The sequence below is a fragment of the Pseudoflavonifractor phocaeensis genome (assembly GCF_016901735.1).
In the GTDB taxonomy this organism is placed as follows: Bacteria; Bacillota; Clostridia; order Oscillospirales; family Oscillospiraceae; genus Pseudoflavonifractor_A.
Genome location: NZ_JACLZC010000003.1, coordinates 59,063 through 85,035, shown reverse-complemented (window position 1 = coordinate 85,035; position 25,973 = coordinate 59,063). Strand labels below are relative to the sequence as shown.

Below are 25,973 nucleotides of genomic sequence, written 5' to 3'. Positions count from 1 at the left end.
GTTGCCTTTGCTTCCCTCCTCGCGGCATAGCCGCTCGGCCTCCGCTAAAAATGTGCCACCGGCACATTTTTTAACGCTGCGGGGCCTGGCGCCGCCCGCGCAGGGCCGTTCCCGTTGGAAATCGAAAAACGATTCTCAGGATACTTGCATTTTGATTGGAGACAACAGACTTTTTTGACAAGCTGAAGCGGGACATCTGGCCGATGTCCCGCTTTTCCGCTTAAAGCAGTCTCAAAATCTCCCGCTTGAGCCGGGCAATGATCCGTTTTTCCAGCCTGGATATGTAGGACTGGGAGATCCCCAGACGGTCAGCCACCTCCTTCTGCGTGCGCTCCTTCCGGCCGTCCAGGCCAAAGCGCAGGGTGATGATCTCCTTTTCCCGGGGCGCCAGCTGGGCCAGAGCCCGGGCGAGCAGCTGCCGGTCCACATCCTCCTCAATGGGCTTCATGACCAGGTCGCCCTCGGTGCCCAGAATGTCGGAGAGCAGCAGCTCGTTTCCATCCCAATCGGTGTTGAGGGGCTCGTCGAAGGAGACCTCGCTTTTCTGGTTGGCGGTTTTGCGCAGGTGCATGAGAATCTCGTTTTCGATGCACCGGGAGGCGTAGGTGGCCAGCTTGATGTTCTTGGCCGGCTGGTAGGTGGACACCGCTTTGATCAGTCCAATGGTGCCGATGGAAATGAGGTCCTCCAGCCCCACGCCGGTGTTTTCAAACCGCCGGGCAATGTAGACCACCAGCCGGAGATTATGCTCGATGAGGGTCGCCTTGGCCGTCTCGTCTCCCGCCGACAGGCGGGCGATGAACGCCGCCTCCTCCTCCCGCTGCAAGGGCGCGGGCAGCACGTCGCTCCCCCCGATGTACATGACCTTTCCGGGCAGCGCAAGCCCCAGTCTGGCCAGCAGCGCCCGGATCGCCGCCGCTATCCTTCCGATCCCCTTCATCCTTCCTCCTTTCTGTCCGCCATCCGCCGTTATACCCCAATGAGGGCGTTATACCCTCCGCCGTCGCTGACCGGCGTGGGCGAGAGCGCCACCAGAATGGGCCCGTAGTCGGTCTCCCCCACCCGCACGCCGTCGGTCCGCAGAGCCAGCAGCAGCCCGCAGCTCACCCCTACCGCGCGGTAGGGCAGCAGCCGCCACCGGCGCCCCTCCGCTCCCGCCCCCAGCCGTTCCAGCGCCGCCGTGGGGTCCCGCAGCTCCTCCGGCCGCGGCCCGCCGTCAGGTGGAAAGAGCGCCTTTAACTTTTCCCCCTCCGCCACCAGCACCGGCCGACCGGTCACCGGGTCTGTGAGCGTGTTCCCCGTGTCCACCAGCGCGGTCAGGGTCACCCTGCGCGTATGGAGCCGCACCTGGGCCGTCCGCAGCTCTCTGAGGCTGTGCCCGGCTCCCCTGCCAAAGACCAGGGTCAGCGCCACATAGCAGCCCGCCGCTGCCAGCAGCAATATGCGCAGGTCCATGCCGGAATAGAAAACGCCGTTTTGCAGTGTCATTCCCTGCCCGCCCAGCAGCGTCACCGCCAGAATGGCTCCGCCCAGCGCCGCCGATACCCCGAAAAAAACCAGCGTACACCGCAGCAGATGAGCGCTGCTCCCATAGGCTGCCAGAGCCATCACCACCCCCACGCAGATCCGGCAGAGAGGATGCTCCAGAAAGCCCAGACCGGGCAGAAAAATGGCGCAGGCATAGAGACTGCCCAGCACCGCGCCCAGCAAAAGGCGCGGACGGCGCAGCACCTCTCCGGCCAGCCGTCCCGCTGCCAGCAGCATGAGATAATCCACGCACAGATTCAGAAGAAACACCAGGTCCAGATAGACGACCGTATGGCTCCACCTCCTTTTCACGGGGCGCGGCGGACGGGCGGCAGAGACTATTATACCCTCCGTCCGGCCAGAAAAGAGTCGGAGACGCAGGGTGGGGGGAGAGAAGCTGCGGGTTCATTCTGTAGGGGCGGCCTTTATGGCCGCCCGCGTTTCCCCTCTGCTTCAACGGCGGGCGGCCACAAGGGCCGCCCCTACGGGTGAGCGATTTGCAACGGTATTTCAAAATAAAAAATAAGACAGGGTGGGCGCATCGCACAAACAGACGTCATGCGAAACGCTCACCCTATCTCTTATCTCTTATCTTTTATCTCTTTATCTGATGACGGCCTTGACCCGCTCCACGGCCTCCTTAGTGGCGTCGGGCTGGCCGAAACCGGTCAGGCGGATATAGCCCTCGCCGCTGGGTCCGAAGCCCGCGCCGGGGGTGGTGACCACGTTGGCCTCCTGCAAAAGCCGGTCAAAGAAGGTCCAGGAGTCCACACCGTCGGGGGTACGGGCCCAGACGTAGGGGGAGTCCACGCCGCCGGATACCGTGAGACCGGCAGCCGCCAAGCCCTCCCGGATGACCTTGGCGTTGTTCTGATAGACCGCCAGGTTGGCCTGCACCTGAGCCCGGCCTTCCGGCGTATAGACGGCCTCCGCGCCCCGCTGGACCACGTAGGGCACGCCGTTGAACTTGGTGCACTGACGGCGGTTCCACATGGCGTTGAGGCTGGCCCCGCCCCGCTGGAGGGCCTTGGGCACCACGGTATAGGCGCAGCGGGTGCCGGTGAAGCCCGCCGTCTTGGAGAAGGAGCGGAATTCAATGGCACAGGTTTGGGCGCCGTCGATCTCGTAGATGGTATGGGGCACGCCGGGGGTGGTGATGAACGCCTCGTAGGCCGAATCGTAGAGCAAAATCGCCCCGGTCCGGTTGGCATACTCCACCCAGGGCTTGAGCTGATCCATGGTGGCGGCCGCGCCGGTGGGATTGTTGGGGAAGCAGAGATAGATCATATCCACCAGCTCACCGGGCAGGTCGGGCATGAAGCCGTTTTCCGCCACGCAGGGCATATAGACCAGATTGCTCCACTTGCCGCTCTTTTCGTCGTATACACCGGCCCGGCCGGACATGGCGTTGGTGTCCACATACACCGGATACACCGGGTCGCACACCGCCACCTTGTTGTCCGGCCCAAAGAGATCCACGATGTTGCCGCAGTCGCTCTTGGCGCCGTCGGAAATGAAAATCTCGTCGGGCGCAATGTCCACCCCTCTGGCCTTGTAGTCCTGGGCGGCAATGGCCTCCCGCAGGAAGGCGTAGCCCTGCTCGGGGCCGTAGCCGTGGAAGCCGGAGGCCGTGGCCATCTCGTCCACCGCCTTGTGCATGGCGGCGGTTACCGCCTGGGGCAGGGGCAGCGTCACGTCGCCGATGCCCAGCTTGATGAGGGCTTTCTCCGGATGGGCCGCGCTGTACGCCGCCACACGCCGGGCGATTTCAGAGAACAGATAGCTGCCGGGCAGCTTGAGAAAATTGTCATTGATCTGAACCATAGGGATAGTCTCCTTCAAATACTGTGACGGCCGGTCCCGTCATGTAAATATGGCCGTCGGCCTCGTCCCAGCGGATGCGCAGCACGCCCCCCAACAGGGCCACCTCCGCGCTCCGCTCACACCGGCCCGCCGACGCCGTGGCCGCCAGCACCGCGCAGGCGCCGGTCCCGCAAGCCAGCGTCTCTCCGCTGCCCCGCTCCCACACCCGCATCCGCAGGTGGGTCCGGTCGGTGACCTCCACAAATTCCGTGTTGGTCCGGTTGGGAAAGCTGGGGTGATGCTCAAACCCCGGGCCGATTTTGGGCAGGTCCAGGCCGTCGATACCCTCCAGATAGAGCACCGCGTGGGGATTGCCCATGGACACCGGCGTCACGGTGTAGGACCTGCCGTCCACCGTAATGTCCCGGGGCTTCTCCACCGCCGGAGCGCCCATGTCCACCGTCACCGCGGACACCAGGCCGTCAGCCCCCAGCTGGAGCTCCAGCACCTTGACGCCCGCCTTGGTCTCCACCGACACGGTGGTCTTGTCCGTCAGGCCCTTGTCATAGACGAACTTGCCCACACAGCGGATGCCGTTGCCGCACATCTCGCCCTCCGAGCCGTCGGCGTTGAACATCCGCATCCGGAAGTCCGCTTGTTCCGAGGGACACACGCAGATGAGGCCGTCAGACCCAACCCCAAAGTGCCGGTCCGACACCCGCCGGGCCAGCTCCGGCAGGTCAGGCGGGGTACGCTCCAGACAGTTGAGGTAGACGTAGTCGTTGCCCAGCCCTTCCATTTTGGTAAAACGCATATCAGCTCTCCTTTCCCGCAGGACAAATGAGGCTTAGTAATTGGTCATATACTTTTCCACTTCCCAGGAGCTGACCCGGGTCTTGTACTCCCGCCACTCCCGGCGCTTACCGGCGATGTAGTAGGAGGACACATGGTCGCCCAGGGCGTCCATGATGAGGGGGTCGGCCTCCAGGGCCTTGATGGCGCTGGACAGGGAGTCGGGCAGGGCCGCGATGCCGTGGGCCTCCAGGGCGGCGGCGTCCATGGCGTAGATGTTCTCTGTGATCTCCGCCGGCGGGGTGAGGCCCTTCTCGATGCCATCCAGACCGGCGGCCAGACACACCGCAAAGGCAAGGTACGGATTGCAGGAGGGGTCGGGAGAGCGAAGCTCCACACGGGTGGACTGGCCCCGGGCGGCGGGGATGCGGATGAGGGCCGAGCGGTTGCTGGCCGACCAGGCCAGGTAGCAGGGGGCCTCGTAGCCGGGCACCAGGCGTTTATAGGAGTTGACCAGGGGGTTGGTGATGGCGGTAAAGCCCCGGACGTGGGCCAGGATGCCGGCAATGAAGCTGTACGCCTCCTTGGAAAGGCCCCTGGGATCGTCAGGGTCATAGAATACGTTCTTGCCGTCTTTGAACAGGGACATGTTGGTGTGCATCCCCGATCCCGCCACGCCGAAGATGGGCTTGGGCATGAAGGTGGCGTGGAGGCCGTTCTTCTGGGCCAGCGTCTTGACCGCCAGCTTGAAGGTCATGATGTTGTCGGCGGCGGTGAGGGCGTCGGCATACTTGAAGTCGATCTCGTGCTGGCCGGCGGCGTTCTCATGGTGGCTGGCCTCGATCTCAAAGCCCATCTGCTCCAGATTGAGGCAGATCTCCCGCCGGGTGCTCTCGCCGTGGTCCAGGGGGCCCAGGTCGAAATACCCCGCCTCGTCGTTGGTCTCGGTGGTGGGACGGCCGTTTTCGTCCGTCTTAAAGAGGAAAAACTCACACTCAGGTCCCACATTAAAGGTATCGTAGCCCATATCGTGCATCCTGCCGATCATCCGCTTGAGCACGTTGCGGGGATCGCCCATAAACGCGCTGCCGTCGGTGTTGTACACGTCGCAGATGAGCCGGGCGGTCTCGCCGAACTGGGCCCGCCAGGGGAACACGGTAAAGCTGTTCAGATCCGGATAAAGGCACTGGTCCGACTCGTCAATGCGGACGAAGCCCTCCACCGAGGAGCCGTCGAACATAATCTGATTGTTGACCGCCTTCTCCACCTGCGAGGCGGTGAGCGCCACGTTTTTCAGCTGGCCGAAGATGTCGGCAAACTGCATACGAATGAATTTGATGTCTTTTTCCCGGACGATGCGGATGATGTCTTCCTTGGTATAGGGCACGGGTCCCCTCCCCTTTCTGCAAGCGTAGGCTGAAATATGATTCATCCTATCACATCGCATCCCGGTTGGCAACCGAAACTTTTGCTCAGTGGGTGGCCCGATACCAGCGGTTGATGGCGGACAAAATGCCCTTGAGGGGCGCCAGATTGATGTTATGGCTCATGCCCACGCCAAACCAGTCCTTGCCGGTTTCATCCTGAAGATGGATGTAAGCCACGGCCTGGGAGTCGGAACCGCTCTTGATGGCGTGCTCCTTGTAGTCCACAAAGGTGAAATGGTCCATCTTCTGGCCGTGGATGGCGTTGAAGAAGGCGTCGATGGGGCCGTTGCCCGAGCCCTGGACCTGGAAAACCGTGTCGGTATGGCGAAGGGTGCCGGCAAAGGTGACGTGGGAGTGGCCCTCCTCGTCGGTGAACTCGGCGAAGGAGTGGCGCATCATCTCATAGGGCTTGTCGGCGTCGATATAATTCTCCTTGAAAAGCCCATAAATGCGCTCGGCCTTGAGCTCGGTGCCCACCCGGTCGGTCTCCACCTGGACGATGTGGCCGAACTCGGGGTGCATGGCCTTGGGCAGGTCGAAGCCGAAGGAGTGCTGCATCACGAAGGCCGCGCCGCCCTTGCCGCTCTGGCTGTTGATGCGGATGATGGGCTCATACTGCCGCCCCACATCCGCCGGGTCGATGGGCAGGTAGGGCACCTCCCAATAGCCGCTGTCGTGCTGGGCCATCCACTGGGTGCCCTTGTTGATGGCGTCCTGATGGGAGCCGGAGAAGGCGGTAAAGACCAGCTCGCCGGCGTAGGGCTGCCGCTCGCCCACCTTCATCTTGGTGGTGCGCTCGTACATGTCCCGGATCTTGTTGATGTCAGAGAAGTCCAGCTCCGGGTCCACCCCCTGGGTCCACATATTCATGGCCAGGGTGACGAGATCCACGTTGCCCGTCCGTTCGCCGTTGCCGAAGAGGGTGGCCTCGATGCGCTCGGCGCCGGCCAGCAGGCCCATCTCGGCGGTGGCCACGCCGCAGCCCCGGTCGTTGTGGGGATGGAGGGAGATGATGGCGCAATCACGGCTGGGCAGCTTTTCAATAAAATACTCGATCTCATCGGCAAAGTAGTTGGGCATACAGTTTTCCACCGTGGAGGGCAGGTTCAAAATCACCCTGCGCTCCGGGGTGGCGTGGAGGTGCTCCAGCACCGCCTGGCAGATCTCCACGGCGTAGTCCATCTCGGTCCCCATAAAAGATTCCGGCGAGTATTCAAACCGCAGGTTCATACCCGCTTCAATCATCGGCTGGGACATCTCATAAATGAGGTCGGCGGCGTCGGTGGCGATCTTGGTAATGCCCGCCATGTCGGAGTGGAACACCACCTTGCGCTGGAGGGTGGAGGTGGAGTTGTAGAAATGCAGGATCACGTTTTTGGCGCCCTTGATGGCCTCAAAGGTCTTTTTGATGAGGTGCTCTCTGGCCTGGACCAGCACCTGGATGGTCACGTCGTCGGGAATGTGACCCCCGTCGATGAGCTCCCGGCAGATCTCATACTCGGTCTCGGAGGCGGAGGGGAAGCCGATCTCGATCTCCTTGACACCAATATCCATCAGGGTGTGAAAGTATTCCAGCTTTTCCTGGAGGTTCATGGGGTCCACCAGGGCCTGGTTGCCGTCCCGCAGGTCCACCGAGCACCACACCGGCGCCTTGGTGATCTGGCGGTCGGGCCATTTGCGGCCGGCCATGGGGATGGGCTGGAACGGAATGTACTTTTCAAACGCCTTTTTCATAATGATTCCTCCTTAATTCAGGCGGTCAGGGGTATGAAAAAGCCCCCGACCTTTACAAAAAGGTCAGGGGCGTAACAATACTACGCGGTACCACCCTGGTTCCGTCCGCCGTCGCCGGCAGGACGCTCACGGCCTCCAACAAGGCCATGGCCGGTAACGGGGCCAGCCGTTCCACCCTACCGTTTTCTTTCAGGCGGACTGCTCCGGGACCAGTATCCACACGGGGCCCTCGCGCCGGTTCACACCAACCACCGGTTCTCTGAGCGGGACGGACCGTGTCTTCTTCCCTTCATCACCTTTGTGAATTGTGAACATAATACCGCATTTTTCCTCCCTTGTCAAGGACAAACCTGTCGGTTCAAAGGGTGATAACCCGGGTGCAGACCCGCTCCAGCAGCTTGCCGGAATGGCTCACCACCAGCAGCCCCAGGTCCCGCCGCTCCGCCTCGGCCAGCAACACCTCCCAGAGCTGGGCCTGGGTGATGTAATCCAGCATAGCGCTCATCTCGTCGCACAGCAGAATTTTTGTGGCCGGCCCCAGAGCCCGGGCCAGGCAAAACCGCTGCAATTCGCCGCCGGACAGCTCCCCTGGCCAGCGCTTCAGCCAATCCGGCTCGATGCCCAGCGCCTCCAGCAGCTCCGGCGCTACCGGTCCGCCCTCGGCCAGCACCCGGTCCATCCGCATCCGGGGGTCCACCGCCGTCTCCGGGTTCTGCCACAAAAGCTGCACTGGGCAGGGACCTTTCCGGGCCGACAGCGGCGTTCCGTCCAGCAGGACTTCCCCAGACGTTGGCGTTTCATACCCCGCCAGCAGGCGGCAGAGGGTGGTTTTCCCCCGGCCGCTGGGTCCAGCAAGGCCCAGCCGCTCCCCGCTCTCTATGGAAATCGTAATTCCTTCCAGCACCGGCTTCCGGTCCTTCCGGTAGCGGAAGGTCAGACTTTTTCCCTCCAGTCTCACGGGACCACCCCCTCCCGCACACAGCGGATGTAATCTCTGCCTTCCCTTCGGACGGGAATGGTTCCGGCGCATTCCTCCCGGCGTCGATCGCACCGGGGCGCGAAAGGACAGCCCGCCTCCTCCCGGCCCGGATAGGGCTGGCTGCCCGGAATGGGCACAAAGCCGTTGCCCGGCATGGCCCGCCACAGGGCGGCGGTATAAGGGTGGTGTGCTTGACGGCCAAAATCCGCCGCCGGGCACTCCTCCACCGTCACCCCCGCGTAAAATACCGCCACCCGGTCGGCCGCCGTCAGGGCCAGTTCCAGATCGTGGGTGATGAAGAGCACCGCCGTGCCCTGGTCGGCCAGCTCCCGGAAATGGCCCAAAATCCGCTTGGCCGCGGTCCCGTCCAGTCCGGGGGTGGGCTCATCGGCAATGACCAGCACCGGCCGCTCCACCACCGCGCTGGAGATGAGCACCCGCCGGGCCATGCCGCCGGAGAGCTCAAAGGGGTACATCTCCTCGGTCTCGGGGCCCAGACCGTACCGGGCCAGCACGGCCCGAATCTTCTCTTTTACACCCTTCTCCCGCTTGCCCCGGGCCAGTTGAGGCCCCACCCGCATCAGCGGGTCGAGAAAATTGACGCTTTGGGGTACCAGTACCATCTCTTTGCCACGCAGCGCCTCCATCTTCTCCCGGGTGAGGCGCTGGCCCTTGTAGCGCATGACGCCGGTACAGGCGGCGTTATAGGGCAGCAGCCCCAGAAGCGCATGGGCCAGCAAACTCTTTCCCGAGCCGCTGGACCCCACCACCGCACTGATCTCGCCGGCGCGGACCGTCAGATCCAGCCCCCTGATGACGGGCAGCTCCCGCCGCCCGGCGCCATGGGCATACTGGGTAAAGGAGATGGACAGGTCCTCCACCTCCAAAACCGGGTTTTCCATCCTCATTCCTCCTTCATTCATGGGCGGTGGCCGGGTCCAGAAGCCGCCGGACCCCCTCCCCCAGCGCGGCAAACAGGGCCACTGTCACCACCAGCGCCAGGCCTGGAAAGAGGGCCAGCCACCATTTTCCGGTGGTGAGGTAGCTCATACCCTCGGACAAAATGTTGCCGATGGCGGGCTGCTCCGGCGAAAGGCCGAAGCCCAGAAAGGTCAGGCTGGACTCGTGCAAAATGGCGTGGGGGAACTGGAGCACCAGCCCGGTGAGAAACTGGGGCAGCAGATGGGGCAGCAGGTGACGGCGCAAAATGGCCCACTTGCTCTGTCCCAGCTTGACCGCCACCTGAAGATAGGGTGCGCTCCGCAGCTGGAGAATCTCCCCTCTTAACACCCGGGCCAGGCTGGTCCAGTGGGTGAGGGTCACCCCCGCCACCACGCCGGTCAACCCCTTGCCGCAGGCCAGGGACACCAAAATCAGCAGCAGAATATGGGGTACCCCCATGACCAGGTCGATGCAGTAGGTGACCACCCCGTCGGCACGTCTGCTCAGCGCCGCCGCGCTCCCCAGCAGCAGGGATATCCCCGCGCTCACCGCCGCTGTGGCAAGGCCGATGCGGATGCTCATGGAAAGACCGGTCAGGGTACGGGAGAGCATATCCCGCCCCATCCAGTCGGTACCGAAAAGGTGGGTGAGAGACGGGGTCTGGTTTTTGAGGGAAAAGTCGGTCTGAGCCGCCTGTCCGGCCAGCAAAACGCCGCTCACCGCCACCGCCGCCAGCAAACCGACGCAAATCAGCAGCAAGGCCATCGTTACCTTCCGCCGGTTGATTTTGCGGTTCATCGCTTCGCCGCCCCCCTTCGGATGCGGGGGTCCACCGCGCCGTACAGAAGGTCCGCCGCCACATTGCCGCCGTAAACCAGCGCCGCCGAAATCACGGTGATCCCCAGCAATAAGGGCAGATCCCCGCCCAGGCCCGCCGTCACCGCCGCCTGTCCCAGGCCCGGGTAGGAAAAGACCTGCTCCACCAGGACAGATCCGCCGAAAATTTCGCTGATGGACCCGAATTGCAGGGTGATGGCGGGCAGGGCCACATTGCGCAGTCCGTGGCGGAGCAGAATCGCGCCCTTGGACTCCCCCCTGGCCCGGGCGAACAGCACATAGTCGCTCTCCATGATGTCGGCCATTTTCTCCCGGGTGTGAAGGGCGATGTTGGCTACCCCGGTGAGGCTGAGGGTCAGCGCCGGGAGAATGGCGTGGCGCACCCGGTCCAGAAGGCTCACCTCATCGGCGGTCACCCCGATGGGCACCGCAAGTCCGGTGGGCAAAAGCCCCAGCCACACCGAAAAAATCATCATCAGAAGAAGGGCCAGCCAGAAGGCCGGGGTGCTGGAGATGACGAAGCAATAGCCCTTTACCAGCTTGTCCGGCCACCTGCCCCGGTTGGCCCCCGCAAGGATGCCCAGAGTCAGGCCCAGCACGCCGGAGAGCACCCACGCCGCCAGCATCAGCCAGAGAGAACTGGCCAGCCGCTGGCCGATGACCTGGGCCACCGGCTGACGGAAATAGAGGGAGGTCCCCAGATCGCCGTGCAGAACATCTCCCAACCAGCCCAGATAGCGCTCCAGCGGGGGCGTTCCCGCCCCCCAATAGGCCTCCAGACGGGCAATCTGCTCGGCGCTCATGCTGCCCATGGCCACCTGCCCCACACTGGTTTGGAGCGGGTCCAGCGGCGAGGCGGTCATCAGCAGGAAGGCCGCCAGACTGACGCCCAGCAGCAAAACGGCCATGCGCAGCAGCTTGCGCAGGGCAAAGCCCAGGCGGTGTTTCACACTTCATCCCTCTTTCTTTCCTACCAGCTCCACTGATCCACATTGTTTACAATGGACCAGCCGTGTCCGTGGGGGTGAATCTTCTGTTGGGCCACTTGCAGCCCCTCTCTTACCCAGTAGAGATGGTCCACATTCACCAGCCACACCCAGGGGACATCCCCTTCCTGGGTGACGCCGGCGGTCCCGTCCCACTGGGCCTTCTTCCACAGGGCATAGGACTCCTCCAGATCGGTACACCGGAGGGCCTGGTCCATATAACCGTCCACCGTTTCGTTTGCGTAGGGCGAGTAGCGGGCTGTGCCGGCGGTACTATCGGTATGGTAGATGTTGTAAAGCTCCATGGGGGTATGGGCCCCCCAGCCCCACACCAGCGGCTCGGTCAGGGCCCGGTCGTAGGCCGTATCCCAGCCCACCCCTTCGATGGTGACGGCAAAGCCCAGCTCCCCCAGCTGGTTGGAAAGGTCTGCCGCCAGCGCCTGGCGCACCGAATCGCCGCTGGAATAGAGGATGTTCAACTGGGCCTTCACCCCATCCTTTTCCCGCACGCCGTCCGCGCCCAGCGTCCAGCCGGCGTCCTCCAGCAGCGCCGCCGCGCCTTCCGGGTCGTACGCCACCTGAGCGTCCGGACTGTACCACGGCATTTTGTCGCACACGCTGTACGCCGGGGTGCCGTAGCCGTTGAGCACGTTGTCGATCATCTCCTGCCGGTCGATGCCCATGTTGATGGCCCGGCGTACCGATAGGTCAGATGTCACCGGGTTGCCCGTCACCGGCAGATTGATCCCCCGGTTGTCCACCGTCTCGCACCGGAAGAGGGTATATCCGTCCGGCTGCTGGTCGGCGTAGGTGGCGGAGGTGTAGGCCAGATCCACCTGTCCGGCCTGCACCGCCAGAAACGCCGCGTCCTCCTCCAAAAAGAGGATGGTCACCCGCTCCATCTCCGGCTGTTCCCCATAATAATCCGGGTTGGCCTCCAGAATGATCTGCTGGCCCTTGTCCCACTGCTTGAGGATGTACCGGCCCGAGCCGATGGGGTGCTCGCCATAAGTCTCGTCATAGGCGTGTTCCGGCACGATGCCCACATAGGCCATGGTATAGGGCCACACCGAAAAGGGCGTGTTCATATAGAACACCACGGTGGTATCGTCAAGGGCTTCCGCCCGGTCCAGCATGGTGAGGTCGGTGACCGAGCTGCTCTCCTTGACGGTGTTATAGGTAAAGGCCACATCTTCCGCCGTCAAAGGCTCACCGTCGGTAAAGGACACGTCGTCCCGGAGGGTGACCGTCCAGGTGAGGCCGTCGTCGCTGACGGTATAGCCGGTGGCCAGGTCATAGCCGATGGTCAGATCCGTATTGGTGACGGTAAGGGTGCTCTGAATGAGGGGTTCGTGCATATGCTCGCCCGCCCCCCAGCCGTAGACCGGATCAAAGCCGGCGGCAGGCTCGGAGTTGACGTCCAGGGCGATCACCACGCTGTTTTTCTCTTCCTCAGATGCCGTTTGGGTGGCGGTGGGGCCGCTCCGGGCACAGCCGGTCAGCAAAGTACAACACAAAAGGGCGCAAAGGATTCTCTTCATCTGTCGACCTCCCGGTACACCTGATAAAACGGCGTTTCGCTCTTTCGGGCGGCGGCGGCCACGTCTTCAAACTCCGGTTTTTGATGGGCAAGGCCGTAACCATCCGCCTTTTTGACCCGGATGGGACCGTATGCCGTCTCCTGCTCCTCCACGGTGGGACGGAGAAAATATTTGGCGCACCGCCGGGCGCGGAGCCCGTTGGTGGTGGTCTCCCGCAGGATGTGGACCGCCAGCGCCTCCTCCCGGTCCGGCTCACAGAGCACTGTCAGCACCCAGCCGGGACGACCCTTTTTCATCTGGCCGGGCAGGGTGTACACGTCCAGCGCCCCCAGCTCCAGCAATTTTTTGCAGGCAAAGGACAGGGCTTCCGGGGTCATGTCGTCCAGATTGCACACCAGCTCGGTGATCTCTCCGTTGGGGGCGTGCTCTTCCGCGCTTTCCCCCCAAAAGGCCCGGACGCAGTTGGCCCGCTCGAACTGCTTTTTCCCGACGCCGTAGCCCACCGCCTCCGCCGCCATGGCGGGCATGGGGCCGTAGGACTGGGCAAAGTGAGCGATGAGGGCCGCGCCGGTGGGAGTGCACAGCTCGCCCTGCACCTCTCCGCCGTAGGTGGGGATACCCTTGAGCAAAAACGCCGTGGCCGGGGCGGGCACCGGCATGACGCCGTGGGCGCAGCGCACCATGCCGCTCCCCACATGGATGGGAGAGGCGGCAATATGGTCCGGCCGGAGCATGGACAGGGCCAGACAGACCCCCGTCACGTCGGCCACCGCGTCCAGTGCGCCCACCTCATGGAAGTGGACCTCCTCCACCGGGCAGCCGTGGGCGGCGCTCTCCGCCCGGGCAATGGCAGCATAAACAGCGCCGGCCTGCTCCTTTACCGTCTCCGGCACCGAAAGGCCGTCCAGAATGCCGCGGATATGGGGGAGACTGGCATGATGATGGTGGGGATGGTCATGAGGATGTACATGATCGTGGTCGTGCGCATGGGGATGTATGTGGTCGTGGTCATGGTCGTGGGGATGCGCGTGGTCGTGGTCATGCGCATGGGGATGCACGTGGTCGTGGGGATGGTGATGGTCGTGGACGTCGTGGGACTGTTCCTCCTCCCCGTGGACCAGCACCTCCATATGGGTGCCGGTGATGCCGCAGGTCTGCACCCTTTGGGGCGTGACCGTAACGCCGGTCAGCAGATGGTTCATGGTCTCCAAAAATTCCCTCTGCTGGGCAGGGGACAAAAGTTCAAACAGCGCCGACATGAGCATATCGCCCGCCGCGCCCATATGACATTCCAGATACAGCGTTTTCATACCGTTTCCATCTCCTTTTTCTGGCCGGACCAGGCGTCCAGCCCCTCCATCTGGTTGATCATGCTGGCCAGATAACCGGCCCCAAAACCGTTGTCAATGTTGACCACGCTACTCCCCGAGGCGCAGGAGTTGAGCATGGACAGCAGGGCGGAAAGTCCCCCAAAGCTGGCCCCATAGCCCACGCTGGTGGGTACGGCGATGACGGGGCAGTCCACCAGCCCGCCGATCACCGACGCCAGCGCCCCCTCCATTCCGGCCACCGCCACCACCACCCGGGCGGACATGAGGGGGGCCAGATTGGACAGCAGCCGGTGAAGTCCCGCCACGCCCACGTCGTAAAGCCTGGTCACCCGGTTGCCCAGCACCTCGGCGGTGAGGGCGGCCTCCTCCGCCACCGGCAGGTCGCTGGTGCCCCCGGTGGCCACCACGATGGACCCCAGGCTGGACCGCTCCGCCGGGCTGACGATGCCCAGCCGGGGCAGCTCATGGTAGTCCAGCGGCAGCTGCTCCCCCACCAGCCGGGCCGCTTCCTCCGACATCCGGGTCACCAGAATGTTGCGGCATCCCCGGTCCGACATGGCCTTGGAAATGCCCAAAATCTGCTCCGGCGTTTTGGACGCGCCGTAAATCACCTCCGCCGCGCCCTGACGGATGGTTCGGTGGTGGTCCACCTTGGCATACCCCAAATCTTCAAAGGGCGATTCCTTGAACTCCAAAAAAGCCGACTCCGGACTGACCGAGCCGTCCGCCACCGCCCGCAGCAGCGCCAAAGTATCCCGTTTCCCGTTGGTCATGCTCTTCCCTCCTGTTCTCTTCCTTTTTCCGCCGGACGCAGCTGGGCGTCCAGCAATACCCCTTCAAATGTGCCGCAGAGGGCTTTTTCCACCTCCGCCCGGCGGGCGCAGAGGAGGGGCCACTCTTCTTCGGTCACCTGCACCCGGGCCGCGCCGTGGAAAAGCCGCACCCGGAATTCCCGCAGACCTAACGCCCGCAGGGCGTCCTCGCCGCGCTCCACCCGCGCCAGGTCGGCGGCGGTGATGGCCGTCCCCGTGGGCACCCGGGTGGCAAGGCAGGCATAGGCGGGCTTGTCCCAGGTAAACAGCCCAGCCGCTTTGGACAGCTGCCGCACCTCTCCCTTGGAAAGGCCGCACTCCCGCAGCGGAGAGCACACCGACAGCTCCGCCAGCGCCCGCATGCCCGGCCGGTCGGCGGCGTCGTCCGAGGCGTTGGTGCCGTCGAGGAGCACCGGAAAGCCGTCGGCCTTCGCCGCCCGCCACAGTGCTTCAAAAATCGCCTTTTTGCAGTGATAACACCGGTCCGGCCCGTTCTCCGCCGCGCCGGGCACGGAAAGTACATCCAGCTCCACCACCGTCAGCGGCACGCCGGTCTCTTCGGAAAGCCGCCTGGCGTCGGCCAGCTCAAAGGCCGGCTGAAAGGGGGTGTGGACATAGTAGCCCTTTGCCCGTTTGGCCCAGCGTCCCGCCGCCCACAGCAGCAGCGCCGAGTCCACCCCGCCGGAGCAGGCCACCGCCGCTTCCGGGTGCTGTCCAAAAAATTCCTGTAAGGTCATCCTTTTTCCTCCCAAAAGAAAAAAGAAGGCATGTCAAACGACATGCCTTCTGGCATCCGCCGGCTTTTGCGGGCGGTCTGTTCCTGGTTGATCTGATGCGCGGGGGAGAGGGGCCGCTTCTGCGGCTTTCCGGGCCTTCTGGCCCTGTATGCCTTTTAGTTTAGCACGCCCGCCGCCCCGCCGTCAAGGCGTTTTTCTTACACCCGCTTCCAGGTGGTGCCCTCCTTGGTGTCGATGAGCTCCACCCCCATGGCCTTGAGCTCGTCGCGGATGCGGTCGGCCTCCGCCCAGTTCTTGGCCTTCTTGGCCTCGGTCCGCCGGGCCACCAGGGCGTCGATGGCCGGGTCGGTCTCCACGGCGGGGGTCTCCTTCTGGGCGGTGCGCACCGCGTCGGCGTGGTCCAGAAGGCGCAGGCCCAGCACTTGGTCCAGCTGGCCGATGACCGCCAGCTTGGTGGCGCCGGTGGTCTTGGCCTTCAGAATGTCATAAAGCGCGGTGACGCCCATGGCGGTGTTCAGGTCGTTGCCCACCGCCTCGATGAACTTCTCCCGGGCCGCGTCCACCACGTCCTGCTCCACGGCGCCCTCCGCCGGAATGGCGGCCACCCGGGCCACCAGCTTCTGATAGGCCGCCGCCGCGTTGTCCAGGTTCTCCCACGAGAACACCAGGCCCTTGCGGTAGTGGGACTGGAGGCAGAAGAAACGGTAGACCATGGGGTCGTAGCCCTTCTCCTCCAGGAGAGAGACGGTCAAAAATTCACCCTTGGACTTGCTCATCTTGCCGGTGTTGGTGTTGAGGTGGTGGACATGGAACCACTGGGGACACCAGGGATGGCCCAAATAGGCCTCCGACTGGGCGATCTCGTTGGTGTGGTGGGGGAAGGCGTTGTCCACGCCGCCGCAGTGGAGGTCCAGGTACTCGCCGTTATACTTCATGGAGATGCCGGAGCACTCGATGTGCCATCCGGGATAGCCCACGCCCCAGGGAGACTCCCACTTGAGGGCCTGGTCCTCAAACTTGCTCTTGGTGAACCAGAGGACAAAATCCGCCTTATTGCGTTTGTTCTGGTCCTCCTCCACGCTGTCCCGGACACCCACGGCCAGGTCCTCCTCGTCGTGGTCGTTGAACACATAGTATTTGTCCAGCTTGGAGGTGTCAAAATAGATGTTGCCGCCCGCCTGGTAGGCATAGCCCTTTTCCAGCAGACGGGTGACAATGTCGATATACTCCTGAATGCAGCCGGTGGCGGGCTGTACCACGTCGGGCCGCTTGATGTTCAGCTTTTCGCAGTCGGAGAAAAAGGCGTCGGTGTAGAACTGGGCGATCTCCATGACGGTCTTGTGCTCCCGCTTAGCGCCCTTTAACATCTTGTCCTCGCCGGTGTCGGCGTCGGAGGCCAGGTGTCCCACGTCGGTGATGTTCATGACCCGGTGGACGTCATAGCCGGCAAAGCGCAGGAATTTTTCCAGCACGTCCTCCATCAGGTAGCTGCGCAGGTTGCCGATGTGGGCAAAGTGATACACCGTGGGACCGCAGGTGTACATCTCCACCTTGCCGGGGGTGTGGGTGCGGAATTCATCCTTGCTGTGGGTCAACGAGTTATAAAGATACATGCTGTCTCTCTCCTTTTTCCTTACTCATGCAATTCCAGCGGCAGGCCGTCCGGATCGTGAAAGAAGGTCATGCGCCCGCCGGTATAGGGGTCGGTGCGGATGGGCTCGCAGGGAATGCCCCGCCGTTCCAGCTCGGCCGCGGCGGCGGCCACGTCCGCCACCCGGAAGGCCAGATGGCGCAGGCCACGGGCCTCGGGATATGTGGGCCGCTCCGGCGCGGACGGGTTGGAGAAGATCTCCAGCTCCACCGCCCCCACCCGCAGGTCCAGCTTCCAGTCGCCCCGCTCCGGGCGGTAGTTTTCCCGCACGATGGGCAGGCCCAGCGTCTCCACATAAAACCGGCGGGAGACCTGGTAGTCCGACACGATGATGGCCACATGGTGGACTGCGTCAAACACAGCGTTCTCCCCCTCTCAGTCGTGGGAGCCGTGGCTCTGCTCTTCCAGCAGCTGCTCCACAAACTCCAGCCGGGACGTGATGGCTTGCAGTTCCTTTTGGAGGGGGTCGGTGATGTGGATCTGGTCCACGCTGGAGGCAAAATTCACCTTTTCACCGGCGATGCGCACCACACGGGCCGGTACGCCCACGGCGGTGGCGTCGGGGGGAATCTCGCTCAAAACCACCGCGTTGGAGGCGATGCGGGAATTGTCCCCCACCTTGAAGGGACCCAGCACCTTGGCGCCGGCGGAGACCATCACATTATTCCCCAGGGTGGGGTGGCGCTTGCCCTGATCCTTGCCGGTACCGCCCAGGGTAACCCCGTGGTAGATGAGGCAGTCGTCCCCCACCTCGGCGGTCTCGCCGATGACGATGCCCATACCGTGGTCGATGACGAAGCGGCGGCCGATCTTGGCCCCGGGGTGGATCTCGATGCCCGTCCAGAAGCGGCTCCACTGGGAGACGAAGCGGGCCAGAAATTTCAGGTGATGACAGTAGAGAAAATGGGCGATGCGGTGGTAAATGGTGGCGTGTACGCCGGGATAGAGCAGGAAAATCTCCAGCTTGCTCCGGGCCGCCGGGTCGCGGGCCTGATAGGCCGCCAGGGTCTCGCCTAATCGTGTCATAAGACAGCCTCCTCTTGCTTCCTGCAAACAAAAAACGCCTCCCACGCCCCATCGGGCGCAAGAGGCGGCTCATAACAGTCGCGGTTCCACTCTCGCATTGACTCAGCCCCGGTCCATCAACCGGGCCGGCCCGCTATCGGCGGCCAACCGGGGGCCATTACGCCCCACGCTCCCGGATGCACTTCACAGCCGCCCAGACAGACCCGCTTGCAGCCGGCGGCGGGTCCTCTCTGTGTCCGGGGAAGGATGCTACTCTTTCCGTTCCTCACGTTCATACTTCATTATATTAGCATGGTCCCCCAGTGGTGTCAAGTGGTTTGACAGGCCAAATCCGGTATACTATAATGGGTTTAACCAAAAAGGAGGAATTTTTATGGCATGTATCCCCTGCCCGGAGTGCGGGCACAGTGTCTGCCGCTTCGCCGCCTCCTGCCCCGGCTGCGGCATGCCCATGGCGTCGTCCTATGACGTGATCCTGCTGGGCGTCGCGGAGGAAAAGGAACTGGCCTTCATCCGCTATCAAAACTGGGCCGGCGTATCGGCGGATACCGCACGGGATGATCTCCTCTTCCGTCTCCCCCTGCTCATCGCCCAAAAATGCTCCTATGAGGACGTGAAAGGCATTCAGGAGGCCCTGGGCGGCTTTGTCCTCAAGCTTGTGCCGGCGGGCACGGGGGAAGATGCCGTCAAGAAAGAGGGGTTTTCCAGGAAAAAGCTCTTTCTCCCCTGCTTCCTGGCCTGTCTGACGGCGCTGCTGGTGTGGTCCATCGTGATGGCCTTCCTCTCCTGACGCGCCTCCTTATCTCTTATATTTTTATCTCTTATCTCAAACGGGCAGCCTTGCGGCCGCCCGTTTGTTATACCCAGCTCTCTTCGATTTCGTGCTTTTTCGCCCGGGTCATCAGCTCCGTGATGACCTCTCTCGGGTCCCGGCTCTCATAGAGGACCTGGTAGGCCGCGTGGGTGATGGGCATTTCCACCCCCGCCTTCCGGGCCAGGAACCAGGCGTTGGCGGTGGCATAGTAACCCTCCACCACCGCACCCACCTGCTTGAGGGCCTGCTCCACCGGCACCCCACGGCCCAGCAAAATGCCGAACCGGCGGTTGCGGGAGTGGACCGACGTGCAGGTAACGATCAGGTCACCCACCCCGGTCAAACCGGCGAAGGTCTCCTCCCGGCCCCCCATGGACACCCCCAGCCGGGCAATTTCCGTCAGGCCCCGGGTCATCAGCGCCGCCTTGGTGTTGTCCCCAAAGCCCATGCCGTCGCTGCATCCGGCGCACAGGGCGATGACGTTTTTCAGCGCCGCGCCGATCTCCACCCCGACGATATCCGGCGAGGTATAGATCCGCATATGCCGGTTCATGAACAGGTCCTGGATCAGCTCCGCCGCCGCCTGGTTGCGGGAGGCAGACACCAGCGCCGTGGGAATGCCCCGGGCCACCTCTTCGGCGTGGGAGGGTCCGCACAGGGCCACGATGGGAAAGCCCTCTCCCAGCTCTTCTGCGATGACGTCGGTGAGGGTGAGGCCGCTCTCCCGCTCGATGCCCTTGGACACCGACACCACCACCGTGCCCGGCGTCAGACAGCCCGCCAGCTGATGGGCGGTCTGACGCACCGCATAGGACGGGGTGGCCAGCACCACTACCCCGCAGTGCCGGGTACAGTCCAGTGAACCGCTGTGGACCAGACGCGCCGGAAGGGAGACGCCGGGCAGACGGGGATTTAGGCCCGTTTTCGCCATCTCCGCCGCCCGGTCTGGGTTGTGGGACCAGAGTACGACCTCATTTCCGTTTTCCAGCAGCACCATGGCCAGGGCCGTGCCCCAGCTTCCGCTGCCCAGGACCGCTGTTTTCATGCCTTCGGCTCCTTTTTATGCAGGGTAAATTTGGACTCCTCGCCCCGGATGAGACGGCCGATGTTGGAACGGTGCTTCCACAAAATCATGCCGCCGATAAAAAGCGCCATCAGGGTGATGATCCAGTTTTGATAGACAAACCAGGTGGCAAAGGGGAAGCTGGCACCCGCCCAGCAGGAGCCCAGGGACACATACCGGGTCAGCACCGCCAAAATCAAAAAGCCGCCCCATACCACCAGCGCCACCCGCCAGTCGATCATGATGGCCACCGCGCCGCCGGACAAAATGCCCTTGCCGCCCTTGAAGCCGAACATACAGGGGAACATATGGCCCAGTAAGCACCAGATGCCGCCCCAGTACTTGCCATAATCCTCCGCTTGTATGTTGCCGATCTTCAGCAGGCTGGCAGCAAAAGCCGTGTCCAGCTGGAGCGCGCCGCCGATGAGGGCCGCGCCGATGAGCACGGCGATCACCGCCTTGAGCACGTCGCACAAAATGACCACAAAGGTCAGCGGCCCGCCAAAAGTCCGGTGAAAGTTGGTCAATCCCGCGTTGCCGCTGCCGTGGGTGCGCACGTCGTCCCGCAGAATATACTTGGAGACGATCACCGCCCCGTTGAAGCACCCCAGAAAATACGCGATCACCGCTGTTCCCAAAAATGCCAATACCGTCTGCGTGGTCCCCATGTCAACTCACTCCTTGTCGCTTTTTTGCCGGACGGTCAGCACCACCGGGGTACCCTCCAGTCCGAAGGTGTTGCGGATCTGGTTTTCGATATAGCGCTGATAGGAGAAATGGAAAAGCTTTGCGTCGTTGCAGAAACACACAAAATGCGGGGGCCGCACCCCCACCTGGGTCATATAGAAGATCTTCAGCCGTCTCCCCTTGTCGCTGGGGGGCTGCACCCGCTGGGTGGCGTCGGCCAGCAGCGTATTGAGCATCCCGGTGGTGATGCGCATGGACGCCTGGTCGTTGACATAGTTGATGAGCGCAAAGAGCCGGCTCACCCGCTGGCCGGTGAGGGCGGAAATAAAGACAATGGGAGCGTAGGTCATGTAGGCCAGGTCCCGGCGGACCTCCTCCCGCATCCGGTCCATGGTCTTGTCGTCCTTTTCCACCGCGTCCCACTTGTTCACCACGATGATGCACGCCTTGCCCGCCTCATGGGCCATGCCCGCCACCTTGGTGTCCTGCTCGGTAACGCCCTCCTGGGCGTCGATGAGAATGAGGCACACGTCGCACCGCTCGATGGCCATGGTGGAGCGGAGCACCGAGAACTTTTCGATGGGATCGTCCACCTTGGACTTTTTGCGCATACCCGCCGTGTCGATGAAGAGATACTTGCCCTGCTGGTTTTCAAAGTAGCTGTCCACCGCGTCCCGGGTGGTGCCCGCCACATTGGACACGATCACCCGCTCCTGGCCCAGAATCCGGTTGACCAGGGAGGATTTGCCCACGTTGGGCTTACCGATGATGGCCACCTTGATGATGTCGTCCTGGGGCTCCTCCTCGGTCTCCGGGGGGAAATACTCAAAGCAAGCGTCCAGCAGGTCGCCGGTGCCGTGGCCGTGGATGGCGGAGACGGCGATGGGGTCTCCCAGACCCAGATTGTAAAACTCATAAATATCCGGATTGGTCCGGCCTACCTGGTCCATCTTGTTGACGGCCAGCACCACCGGCTTGCCCGACTTGAGGAGCATCTTGCCCACCTCGTAGTCTGAGGCGGTGAGGCCGGTCTTGATGTCGCACACGAAAATGATGACGTCGGCGTTCTGAATGGCGATCTCGGCCTGCTGGCGCATGAAGGCCAAAATCTCGTTATCGGTGCCCGGCTCGATGCCGCCGGTATCCACGATGTCAAAGACCCGGTTCCTCCACTCGCACTCGGCGTATAACCGGTCCCGGGTGACCCCCGGCGTGTCCTCCACGATGGACAGCCGCTGGCCGCACAGCTTGTTGAACAGCATGGACTTGCCCACATTAGGCCGGCCCACAATGGCCACTAACGGTTTCATTGGTATCACTCTCTTTTCTTTCGGAGCCCCGGGCCGCTCAGGGCCGTGCTCCCGGATTATAGCGGTAATATTCTCTTTCCGGCGGCAGGACGGCTTCCCCGTCCTCCGGCTCCAAAAGGCCCAGCATGGCGTCCACCAGGTCATAGCCGCTTTCGGCCTCCACCGGCAGCACCGGCACCCCCAACGCCTCCTCCAGCTGCTCCACCGTCACGTCGTCCAGAAAGACCCGCTCTCCGGCCCGCAGCATGTTGGACGGAAGGAGCAGACGGGCCCCCAGGTCCCTGCCCTTCAGCTGCTTCATCAGATCCTGTCCGGTAATGAGCCCGGACACCGTGATGGTCTCCCCGAAAAAGCGGTTGCGGATGGGGTATACATTCCCTTTTATTGTATCACATTTTGCCCCGACCATGTCAACGATCTTCTCCACAAAGGGCGCGGCGGACACACCCGTGGCAACGGAGAAGGGCGTAGGCGCACAGTCCGGCACCTCCTCCAGGGCCAGCTCCGCCTGGCGCAGCAGAAGGCGCAGCATTCCCACGCCGTTTTCCAGCTGGGCCATCTCCTCATAATACCCCTTTTCCGGCAGCTCCCGGCCGGCAATGAGATAGAACTCATCGGAGCACCAGGCCAAAGTCGTCCCCTTTTGGGCGAAAAATGCCCGGCCGAAGGCCTCCACCTGGTCAATGACCCCCGCCGCCTGCTCCGGCGTGTAGGGTTCGATATGGCAGAGTCCCTCCCGGAAGCGGGTGACTCCCACGGGCACGATGGCCACGCTGTCCACCGCCGGATAGAGGGCGGAGAGGTCGCGCAGCGTCCGGTCCAGCGCCGGGCCGTCGTTGATGCCGGGACAGGAGACGATCTGACAGTTCATGGTGATCCCCGCCGCCGCCAGGCGCTCCATCACCTCCAGGCACTCCCCCGCCCGCTTGTTTTTCAGCATGGCGGTGCGCAGCTCCGGGTCGGTGGCGTGGACCGAAATATTGATGGGGCTGATGCGCAGGTCGATGATCCGCTGGATCTCCCGGGGAGAGAGGTTGGTAAGGGTAATATAATTGCCCATGAGAAAGGACAGCCGGGCGTCGTCATCCTTAAAATAAAGGGTGTCCCGCATCCCAGGCGGCATCTGGTCCACAAAGCAGAAAATACAGTTGTTGGCGCAGGAGCGGGCCCGGTCCATGAGATAGGTCTCAAACTCCAGTCCCAAATCCTCCCCCTCCGCCTTGCGCACCCGGACGGTCCGCTTCCGGCCGGTCTCGTCGGTCAGGTCCAGCATCAGCCGGGGGTCGTAGGTATGGAATTTATAGTCCAGCACATCCACAATGGGATGGCCGTTCACATGGGTCAGGGTGTCGCCCGGACGGACCCCGGCCCGCTGGGCCGGACTGCCATGGTCCACCCTCCGGATCTTGGTCAGGCTCACTGCCGCTCCTCCTCACTTTGCCGCCCGGTCCGGCGGCTGCTTGTCTCATTGTAACCCATCTCCGGGCAAAAAGAAAGAGGGGACGTTCTATCCCCTCTCTTCTTTCCAGTTCCAGGCTATTTACTTCGCCGCGGCCTCGGTCTTGCCGAACTCATGACCGTTGTAGCTCAGGCAGGACTTGCACATCCGGTGCGGGAGGCGGAACGCGCCGCACTTGGGGCAGGTGGTAACGCTGGGGGTCTCCAGCTTCCACACGGAGCTACGCCGCTTATTCCGACGCTGCTTGGACACTTTACTCTTAGGGACTGCCATTTATGACACCTCCTTAGGTCAATGCCCTGGCCGGGCAATGGGATTTCTCATTTATCCAACAGCTGCGCGAGGGCAGCAAAACGTGGATCGGGTTCAGGCTTGCATTTGCAGGCTTCTTCGTTCAGATTGACGCCGCAGCCGGGACACAGTCCCTTGCAGTCCTCTGAACAGACGTGCTTGACATCCATGGCCAGTACGACGGCGGTTTCAAATACCTCGTCCAGGTCGATCTCGCCGTCCTCCAAAAGGACGATCTCGTCTCCCTCGTCGCTGTCGGCGTTCTCCACCGACTCGGCCACCAGCGTCTCCACCGGCACCTCCATCTCCTCCGAAAAGGGCTTTAAGCACCGGTCGCAAATCACGTCCAGCACTGTGGAGGCGCTGCCGGTCAGCAGCAGGGCGCCCGCCATGTTGCGCACCTCGCCTTTCACCCGGACCGGATTTTTTAAGGGCTTTTCCCCAAAAAAGTCCAGGTCAGACAGGTCCATTTCAAAGGAAAAGGGCAGCTTGGCACCCGGTACGGTAAGAATGCTACGGAGATTCAGACGCATAATACACCTCTCACAATGTCACAGATGGTATTATACATATAATCTTCTCCCATGTCAAATCTTTTTTGCGGGATTTTTGTATTTTTTCGTTTTTCTTATTTTCCCCTCACCAGGGAACGGGTCCGCCAGCCGCCCTGGCGCCACCGCCACAAAAAGAGCAGCGCCCGGATGCACTCGTCACAGGCCATGGAGATCCACAGCCCGGGCAGGCCCATCTCAAACACCACGCCCAGCACGTAGCCGCCTCCCACCGCCACCAGCCAGGCGTGAATGATGCAGATGGCGATGGGAAACCGGATGTCCCCACAGGCCTGGAGGGCGCGGCACATCACCATATTCACCGCCCGCCCCAGCTCAAGGGGGATCTCAATGAGCATGATGATCTGCGCCAGACGCAGAATATCCGGGTCGCTGGTGAACAGGCGGTAGACCGGCTGGCAGAACACGCACAGCAGCACCGACAGCACCCCGGATACCCCCAGCGCCATGGCCAGAGAGCGCCGGACGTTCCGGTCGGTCTGCTCCGCCTCTCCCGCCCCCATCAGCCGGGCGGTCACCACCTGGCAGGCCTGGGACAGCGCCGAGCCGAACAGATAGGTCACATTGGCAAAGATATTGGCATAGACCCGGGTATTCACCACAAAGGCGGCGAACAGATTGCAGATGGACTGAATACAGATCTGGGAACCATTATAGGAGAGGGACTCTCCGCCGGTGGGCAGACCGATGGACAGCAGCCGCCGGAACTGGCCCCAGGGGAAGGGGCGCAGATGGTCCGCCGACAGCACCGGGCCGAATTTTTTGCGGAACAGCACCGCGATGGCTGCCACGCCAACCAGCCGGGACAGGTCGCTGGACAGAGCCGCCCCCGCCACCCCCAGGGCCGGAACGGGTCCCAGCCCGTTGATGAGCATGTAATTGCCCAAAATATTCAGACAGTTCATTCCCACCGAGAGCGCCATGGTCTCCTTCATCATCTGGCTGGAGCGGAAAAAGGCGGTATAGGTGAGATAGACCGCCTGGAATACCATTCCCCCGCCGATGATGCGCATATAGAGACAGGTCTCCTCAAAAATCTCCGCGTGGACCCCCATCATCCGGAAGATCACCGGACAAAAGCCGATCAGAATGGCGCTCACCGCCACGCCGAACAGCACGTTGAGCAGCAGCGCCGCGGCATAGGTCCGCTTTACCTGCCGGGTGTCCTCCGCGCCCAGATACTGGGAAATCAAAATCATGGCGGCGGTACACACCACCGAAAAGACCAGCAGCACCAGGTTGGTGATCTGGTTGGCGTTGCCGATGGCCCCCACGCCGTTGGGGTCCCGCCACCCTACCATGATCTGGTCGGCGTTGCCCACCAGCATCTGAAGCAGCAGCTCCACAAAAATCGGCCAGGTCAGCGTCAGAATCCGGTTCCCTCCCGCCGGACGCGCCGCCGGCCGGGGCATACATTTCTCCATCCCCTCCGTCCCCCTCTCTCTCGTTTTGAAACAGAGATTATTATAAGGCCGGCGCTTTCATTTGCAATTGTAAATTCCGCCGTTTTTTCCCCCGCCAGGTCCGTCCTTTTGCGCAATGCCCACAACCGGCTCCCCACGCCCTTTCAAAACGAATTTTTTCCTTCGCAAACTTGCATTTTTACCGTTAAAATTTTCCCGCTCATATTCGCCCGCTTTTCTAAAGTATTT

The 25,973-nt window shown here is 62.6% G+C and carries 25 protein-coding genes and 1 other annotated feature; of the genes, 1 reads left to right on the top strand and 24 read right to left on the bottom strand.

Going from position 1 to position 25,973, the window contains the following annotated elements:
* Positions 1-220 precede the first annotated feature (220 nt).
* The 17 genes from sigE to epsC all read right to left on the bottom strand — a co-directional run bounded on the left by sigE (position 221) and on the right by epsC (position 18,125).
* Complete coding sequence (gene sigE, locus H7U37_RS01745; protein ID WP_204873109.1) at positions 221-940, bottom strand: RNA polymerase sporulation sigma factor SigE; 720 nt, start codon at positions 938-940, stop codon at positions 221-223.
* A gap of 29 nt (positions 941-969) precedes the next feature.
* Positions 970-1,839, bottom strand: coding sequence for a sigma-E processing peptidase SpoIIGA (locus tag H7U37_RS01740; protein ID WP_204873108.1), 870 nt, complete (start codon positions 1,837-1,839; stop codon positions 970-972).
* A gap of 291 nt (positions 1,840-2,130) precedes the next feature.
* Entirely contained in the window at positions 2,131-3,351 is a 1,221-nt protein-coding gene (locus tag H7U37_RS01735) for an LL-diaminopimelate aminotransferase (protein WP_204873107.1), read from the bottom strand.
* Entirely contained in the window at positions 3,335-4,144 is an 810-nt protein-coding gene (gene dapF, locus H7U37_RS01730) for a diaminopimelate epimerase (RefSeq protein ID WP_204873106.1), read from the bottom strand. The genes H7U37_RS01735 and dapF overlap by 17 nt, the downstream gene beginning before the upstream one ends.
* 33 nt (positions 4,145-4,177) lie before the next feature.
* The gene (glnA, locus tag H7U37_RS01725; RefSeq protein WP_204873105.1) at positions 4,178-5,554 is read right to left on the bottom strand and encodes a type I glutamate--ammonia ligase; all 1,377 of its coding nucleotides are present in this window, start codon (positions 5,552-5,554) and stop codon (positions 4,178-4,180) included.
* Positions 5,555-5,594: 40 nt separating this feature from the next.
* The gene (gene leuA / locus H7U37_RS01720) at positions 5,595-7,283 is read right to left on the bottom strand and encodes a 2-isopropylmalate synthase (RefSeq protein ID WP_204873104.1); all 1,689 of its coding nucleotides are present in this window, start codon (positions 7,281-7,283) and stop codon (positions 5,595-5,597) included.
* A 62-nt stretch (positions 7,284-7,345) separates the two neighbouring features.
* Positions 7,346-7,585: a binding site (T-box leader), on the bottom strand.
* Positions 7,586-7,641: 56 nt separating this feature from the next.
* The gene (locus H7U37_RS01715; protein WP_204873103.1) at positions 7,642-8,241 is read right to left on the bottom strand and encodes an ATP-binding cassette domain-containing protein; all 600 of its coding nucleotides are present in this window, start codon (positions 8,239-8,241) and stop codon (positions 7,642-7,644) included.
* Positions 8,238-9,164, bottom strand: coding sequence for an oligopeptide/dipeptide ABC transporter ATP-binding protein (locus H7U37_RS01710; RefSeq protein ID WP_204873101.1), 927 nt, complete (start codon positions 9,162-9,164; stop codon positions 8,238-8,240). The genes H7U37_RS01715 and H7U37_RS01710 overlap by 4 nt, the downstream gene beginning before the upstream one ends.
* A gap of 13 nt (positions 9,165-9,177) precedes the next feature.
* Positions 9,178-10,002, bottom strand: coding sequence for an ABC transporter permease (locus H7U37_RS01705; protein WP_204873099.1), 825 nt, complete (start codon positions 10,000-10,002; stop codon positions 9,178-9,180).
* Positions 9,999-10,949, bottom strand: a complete 951-nt coding sequence (locus H7U37_RS01700; RefSeq protein WP_204873117.1) for an ABC transporter permease — start codon at positions 10,947-10,949, stop codon at positions 9,999-10,001. The genes H7U37_RS01705 and H7U37_RS01700 overlap by 4 nt, the downstream gene beginning before the upstream one ends.
* A gap of 62 nt (positions 10,950-11,011) precedes the next feature.
* Positions 11,012-12,568 (bottom strand): ABC transporter substrate-binding protein, encoded by a 1,557-nt coding sequence (locus H7U37_RS01695; protein ID WP_204873097.1) that lies wholly within the window; start codon positions 12,566-12,568, stop codon positions 11,012-11,014.
* A complete protein-coding gene (gene larC / locus H7U37_RS01690) occupies positions 12,565-13,878 on the bottom strand; it encodes a nickel pincer cofactor biosynthesis protein LarC (RefSeq protein WP_204873096.1) in 1,314 nt (437 codons plus the stop codon). Before larC ends, H7U37_RS01695 begins: the two co-directional genes overlap by 4 nt.
* Positions 13,875-14,672, bottom strand: coding sequence for a nickel pincer cofactor biosynthesis protein LarB (larB, locus tag H7U37_RS01685; RefSeq protein ID WP_204873095.1), 798 nt, complete (start codon positions 14,670-14,672; stop codon positions 13,875-13,877). Before larB ends, larC begins: the two co-directional genes overlap by 4 nt.
* A complete protein-coding gene (gene larE / locus H7U37_RS01680) occupies positions 14,669-15,448 on the bottom strand; it encodes an ATP-dependent sacrificial sulfur transferase LarE (protein WP_204873094.1) in 780 nt (259 codons plus the stop codon). The genes larB and larE overlap by 4 nt, the downstream gene beginning before the upstream one ends.
* Before the next feature lie 197 nt (positions 15,449-15,645).
* Positions 15,646-17,061 (bottom strand): cysteine--tRNA ligase, encoded by a 1,416-nt coding sequence (cysS, locus tag H7U37_RS01675; RefSeq protein WP_204873093.1) that lies wholly within the window; start codon positions 17,059-17,061, stop codon positions 15,646-15,648.
* Positions 17,062-17,081: 20 nt separating this feature from the next.
* Complete coding sequence (gloA2, locus tag H7U37_RS01670) at positions 17,082-17,459, bottom strand: SMU1112c/YaeR family gloxylase I-like metalloprotein (RefSeq protein ID WP_204873092.1); 378 nt, start codon at positions 17,457-17,459, stop codon at positions 17,082-17,084.
* A 15-nt stretch (positions 17,460-17,474) separates the two neighbouring features.
* On the bottom strand, positions 17,475-18,125 hold the full coding sequence (epsC, locus tag H7U37_RS01665; RefSeq protein WP_204873091.1) for a serine O-acetyltransferase EpsC: 651 nt from the start codon (positions 18,123-18,125) through the stop codon (positions 17,475-17,477).
* Between the two features lie 373 nt (positions 18,126-18,498).
* Here epsC and H7U37_RS01660 point away from each other — a divergent pair, with 373 nt between their 5' ends.
* Complete coding sequence (locus tag H7U37_RS01660) at positions 18,499-18,915, top strand: hypothetical protein (protein WP_204873089.1); 417 nt, start codon at positions 18,499-18,501, stop codon at positions 18,913-18,915.
* Positions 18,916-18,982: 67 nt separating this feature from the next.
* Here H7U37_RS01660 and H7U37_RS01655 read toward each other — a convergent pair whose 3' ends face one another.
* The 7 genes from H7U37_RS01655 to H7U37_RS01625 all read right to left on the bottom strand — a co-directional run bounded on the left by H7U37_RS01655 (position 18,983) and on the right by H7U37_RS01625 (position 25,745).
* Positions 18,983-19,984: an NAD(P)H-dependent glycerol-3-phosphate dehydrogenase gene (locus H7U37_RS01655; protein ID WP_204873087.1), complete on the bottom strand. Its 1,002-nt coding sequence runs from the start codon at positions 19,982-19,984 to the stop codon at positions 18,983-18,985.
* Positions 19,981-20,670, bottom strand: a complete 690-nt coding sequence (locus H7U37_RS01650; RefSeq protein ID WP_204873085.1) for a glycerol-3-phosphate acyltransferase — start codon at positions 20,668-20,670, stop codon at positions 19,981-19,983. The genes H7U37_RS01655 and H7U37_RS01650 overlap by 4 nt, the downstream gene beginning before the upstream one ends.
* 6 nt (positions 20,671-20,676) lie before the next feature.
* Positions 20,677-21,999 (bottom strand): ribosome biogenesis GTPase Der, encoded by a 1,323-nt coding sequence (gene der, locus H7U37_RS01645; RefSeq protein ID WP_204873083.1) that lies wholly within the window; start codon positions 21,997-21,999, stop codon positions 20,677-20,679.
* Positions 22,000-22,036: 37 nt separating this feature from the next.
* Positions 22,037-23,419: a DUF512 domain-containing protein gene (locus H7U37_RS01640; RefSeq protein ID WP_204873081.1), complete on the bottom strand. Its 1,383-nt coding sequence runs from the start codon at positions 23,417-23,419 to the stop codon at positions 22,037-22,039.
* A 120-nt stretch (positions 23,420-23,539) separates the two neighbouring features.
* On the bottom strand, positions 23,540-23,731 hold the full coding sequence (gene rpmF, locus H7U37_RS01635) for a 50S ribosomal protein L32 (protein ID WP_204873079.1): 192 nt from the start codon (positions 23,729-23,731) through the stop codon (positions 23,540-23,542).
* Positions 23,732-23,778: 47 nt separating this feature from the next.
* A complete protein-coding gene (locus H7U37_RS01630) occupies positions 23,779-24,282 on the bottom strand; it encodes a YceD family protein (protein ID WP_204873078.1) in 504 nt (167 codons plus the stop codon).
* 95 nt (positions 24,283-24,377) lie between these two features.
* Positions 24,378-25,745: an MATE family efflux transporter gene (locus H7U37_RS01625; protein WP_204873077.1), complete on the bottom strand. Its 1,368-nt coding sequence runs from the start codon at positions 25,743-25,745 to the stop codon at positions 24,378-24,380.
* Positions 25,746-25,973 lie beyond the last annotated feature (228 nt).

Excerpts from the sequence above, each read along its gene's own strand:
- sigE (WP_204873109.1), bottom strand. The coding sequence starts at position 940 with ATGAAGGGGATCGGAAGGATAGCGGCGGCGATCCGGGCGCTGCTGGCC.
- H7U37_RS01735 (WP_204873107.1), bottom strand. The coding sequence starts at position 3,351 with ATGGTTCAGATCAATGACAATTTTCTCAAGCTGCCCGGCAGCTATCTG.
- dapF (WP_204873106.1), bottom strand. The coding sequence starts at position 4,144 with ATGCGTTTTACCAAAATGGAAGGGCTGGGCAACGACTACGTCTACCTC.
- glnA (WP_204873105.1), bottom strand. The coding sequence starts at position 5,554 with ATGAATCATATTTCAGCCTACGCTTGCAGAAAGGGGAGGGGACCCGTG.
- leuA (WP_204873104.1), bottom strand. The coding sequence starts at position 7,283 with ATGAAAAAGGCGTTTGAAAAGTACATTCCGTTCCAGCCCATCCCCATG.
- H7U37_RS01710 (WP_204873101.1), bottom strand. The coding sequence starts at position 9,164 with ATGGAAAACCCGGTTTTGGAGGTGGAGGACCTGTCCATCTCCTTTACC.
- H7U37_RS01705 (WP_204873099.1), bottom strand. The coding sequence starts at position 10,002 with ATGAACCGCAAAATCAACCGGCGGAAGGTAACGATGGCCTTGCTGCTG.
- H7U37_RS01700 (WP_204873117.1), bottom strand. The coding sequence starts at position 10,949 with ATGGCCGTTTTGCTGCTGGGCGTCAGTCTGGCGGCCTTCCTGCTGATG.
- H7U37_RS01695 (WP_204873097.1), bottom strand. The coding sequence starts at position 12,568 with ATGAAGAGAATCCTTTGCGCCCTTTTGTGTTGTACTTTGCTGACCGGC.
- larC (WP_204873096.1), bottom strand. The coding sequence starts at position 13,878 with ATGAAAACGCTGTATCTGGAATGTCATATGGGCGCGGCGGGCGATATG.
- larB (WP_204873095.1), bottom strand. The coding sequence starts at position 14,672 with ATGACCAACGGGAAACGGGATACTTTGGCGCTGCTGCGGGCGGTGGCG.
- larE (WP_204873094.1), bottom strand. The coding sequence starts at position 15,448 with ATGACCTTACAGGAATTTTTTGGACAGCACCCGGAAGCGGCGGTGGCC.
- cysS (WP_204873093.1), bottom strand. The coding sequence starts at position 17,061 with ATGTATCTTTATAACTCGTTGACCCACAGCAAGGATGAATTCCGCACC.
- epsC (WP_204873091.1), bottom strand. The coding sequence starts at position 18,125 with ATGACACGATTAGGCGAGACCCTGGCGGCCTATCAGGCCCGCGACCCG.
- H7U37_RS01660 (WP_204873089.1), top strand. The coding sequence starts at position 18,499 with ATGGCATGTATCCCCTGCCCGGAGTGCGGGCACAGTGTCTGCCGCTTC.
- H7U37_RS01655 (WP_204873087.1), bottom strand. The coding sequence starts at position 19,984 with ATGAAAACAGCGGTCCTGGGCAGCGGAAGCTGGGGCACGGCCCTGGCC.
- H7U37_RS01650 (WP_204873085.1), bottom strand. The coding sequence starts at position 20,670 with ATGGGGACCACGCAGACGGTATTGGCATTTTTGGGAACAGCGGTGATC.
- der (WP_204873083.1), bottom strand. The coding sequence starts at position 21,999 with ATGAAACCGTTAGTGGCCATTGTGGGCCGGCCTAATGTGGGCAAGTCC.
- rpmF (WP_204873079.1), bottom strand. The coding sequence starts at position 23,731 with ATGGCAGTCCCTAAGAGTAAAGTGTCCAAGCAGCGTCGGAATAAGCGG.
- H7U37_RS01630 (WP_204873078.1), bottom strand. The coding sequence starts at position 24,282 with ATGCGTCTGAATCTCCGTAGCATTCTTACCGTACCGGGTGCCAAGCTG.
- H7U37_RS01625 (WP_204873077.1), bottom strand. The coding sequence starts at position 25,745 with ATGGAGAAATGTATGCCCCGGCCGGCGGCGCGTCCGGCGGGAGGGAAC.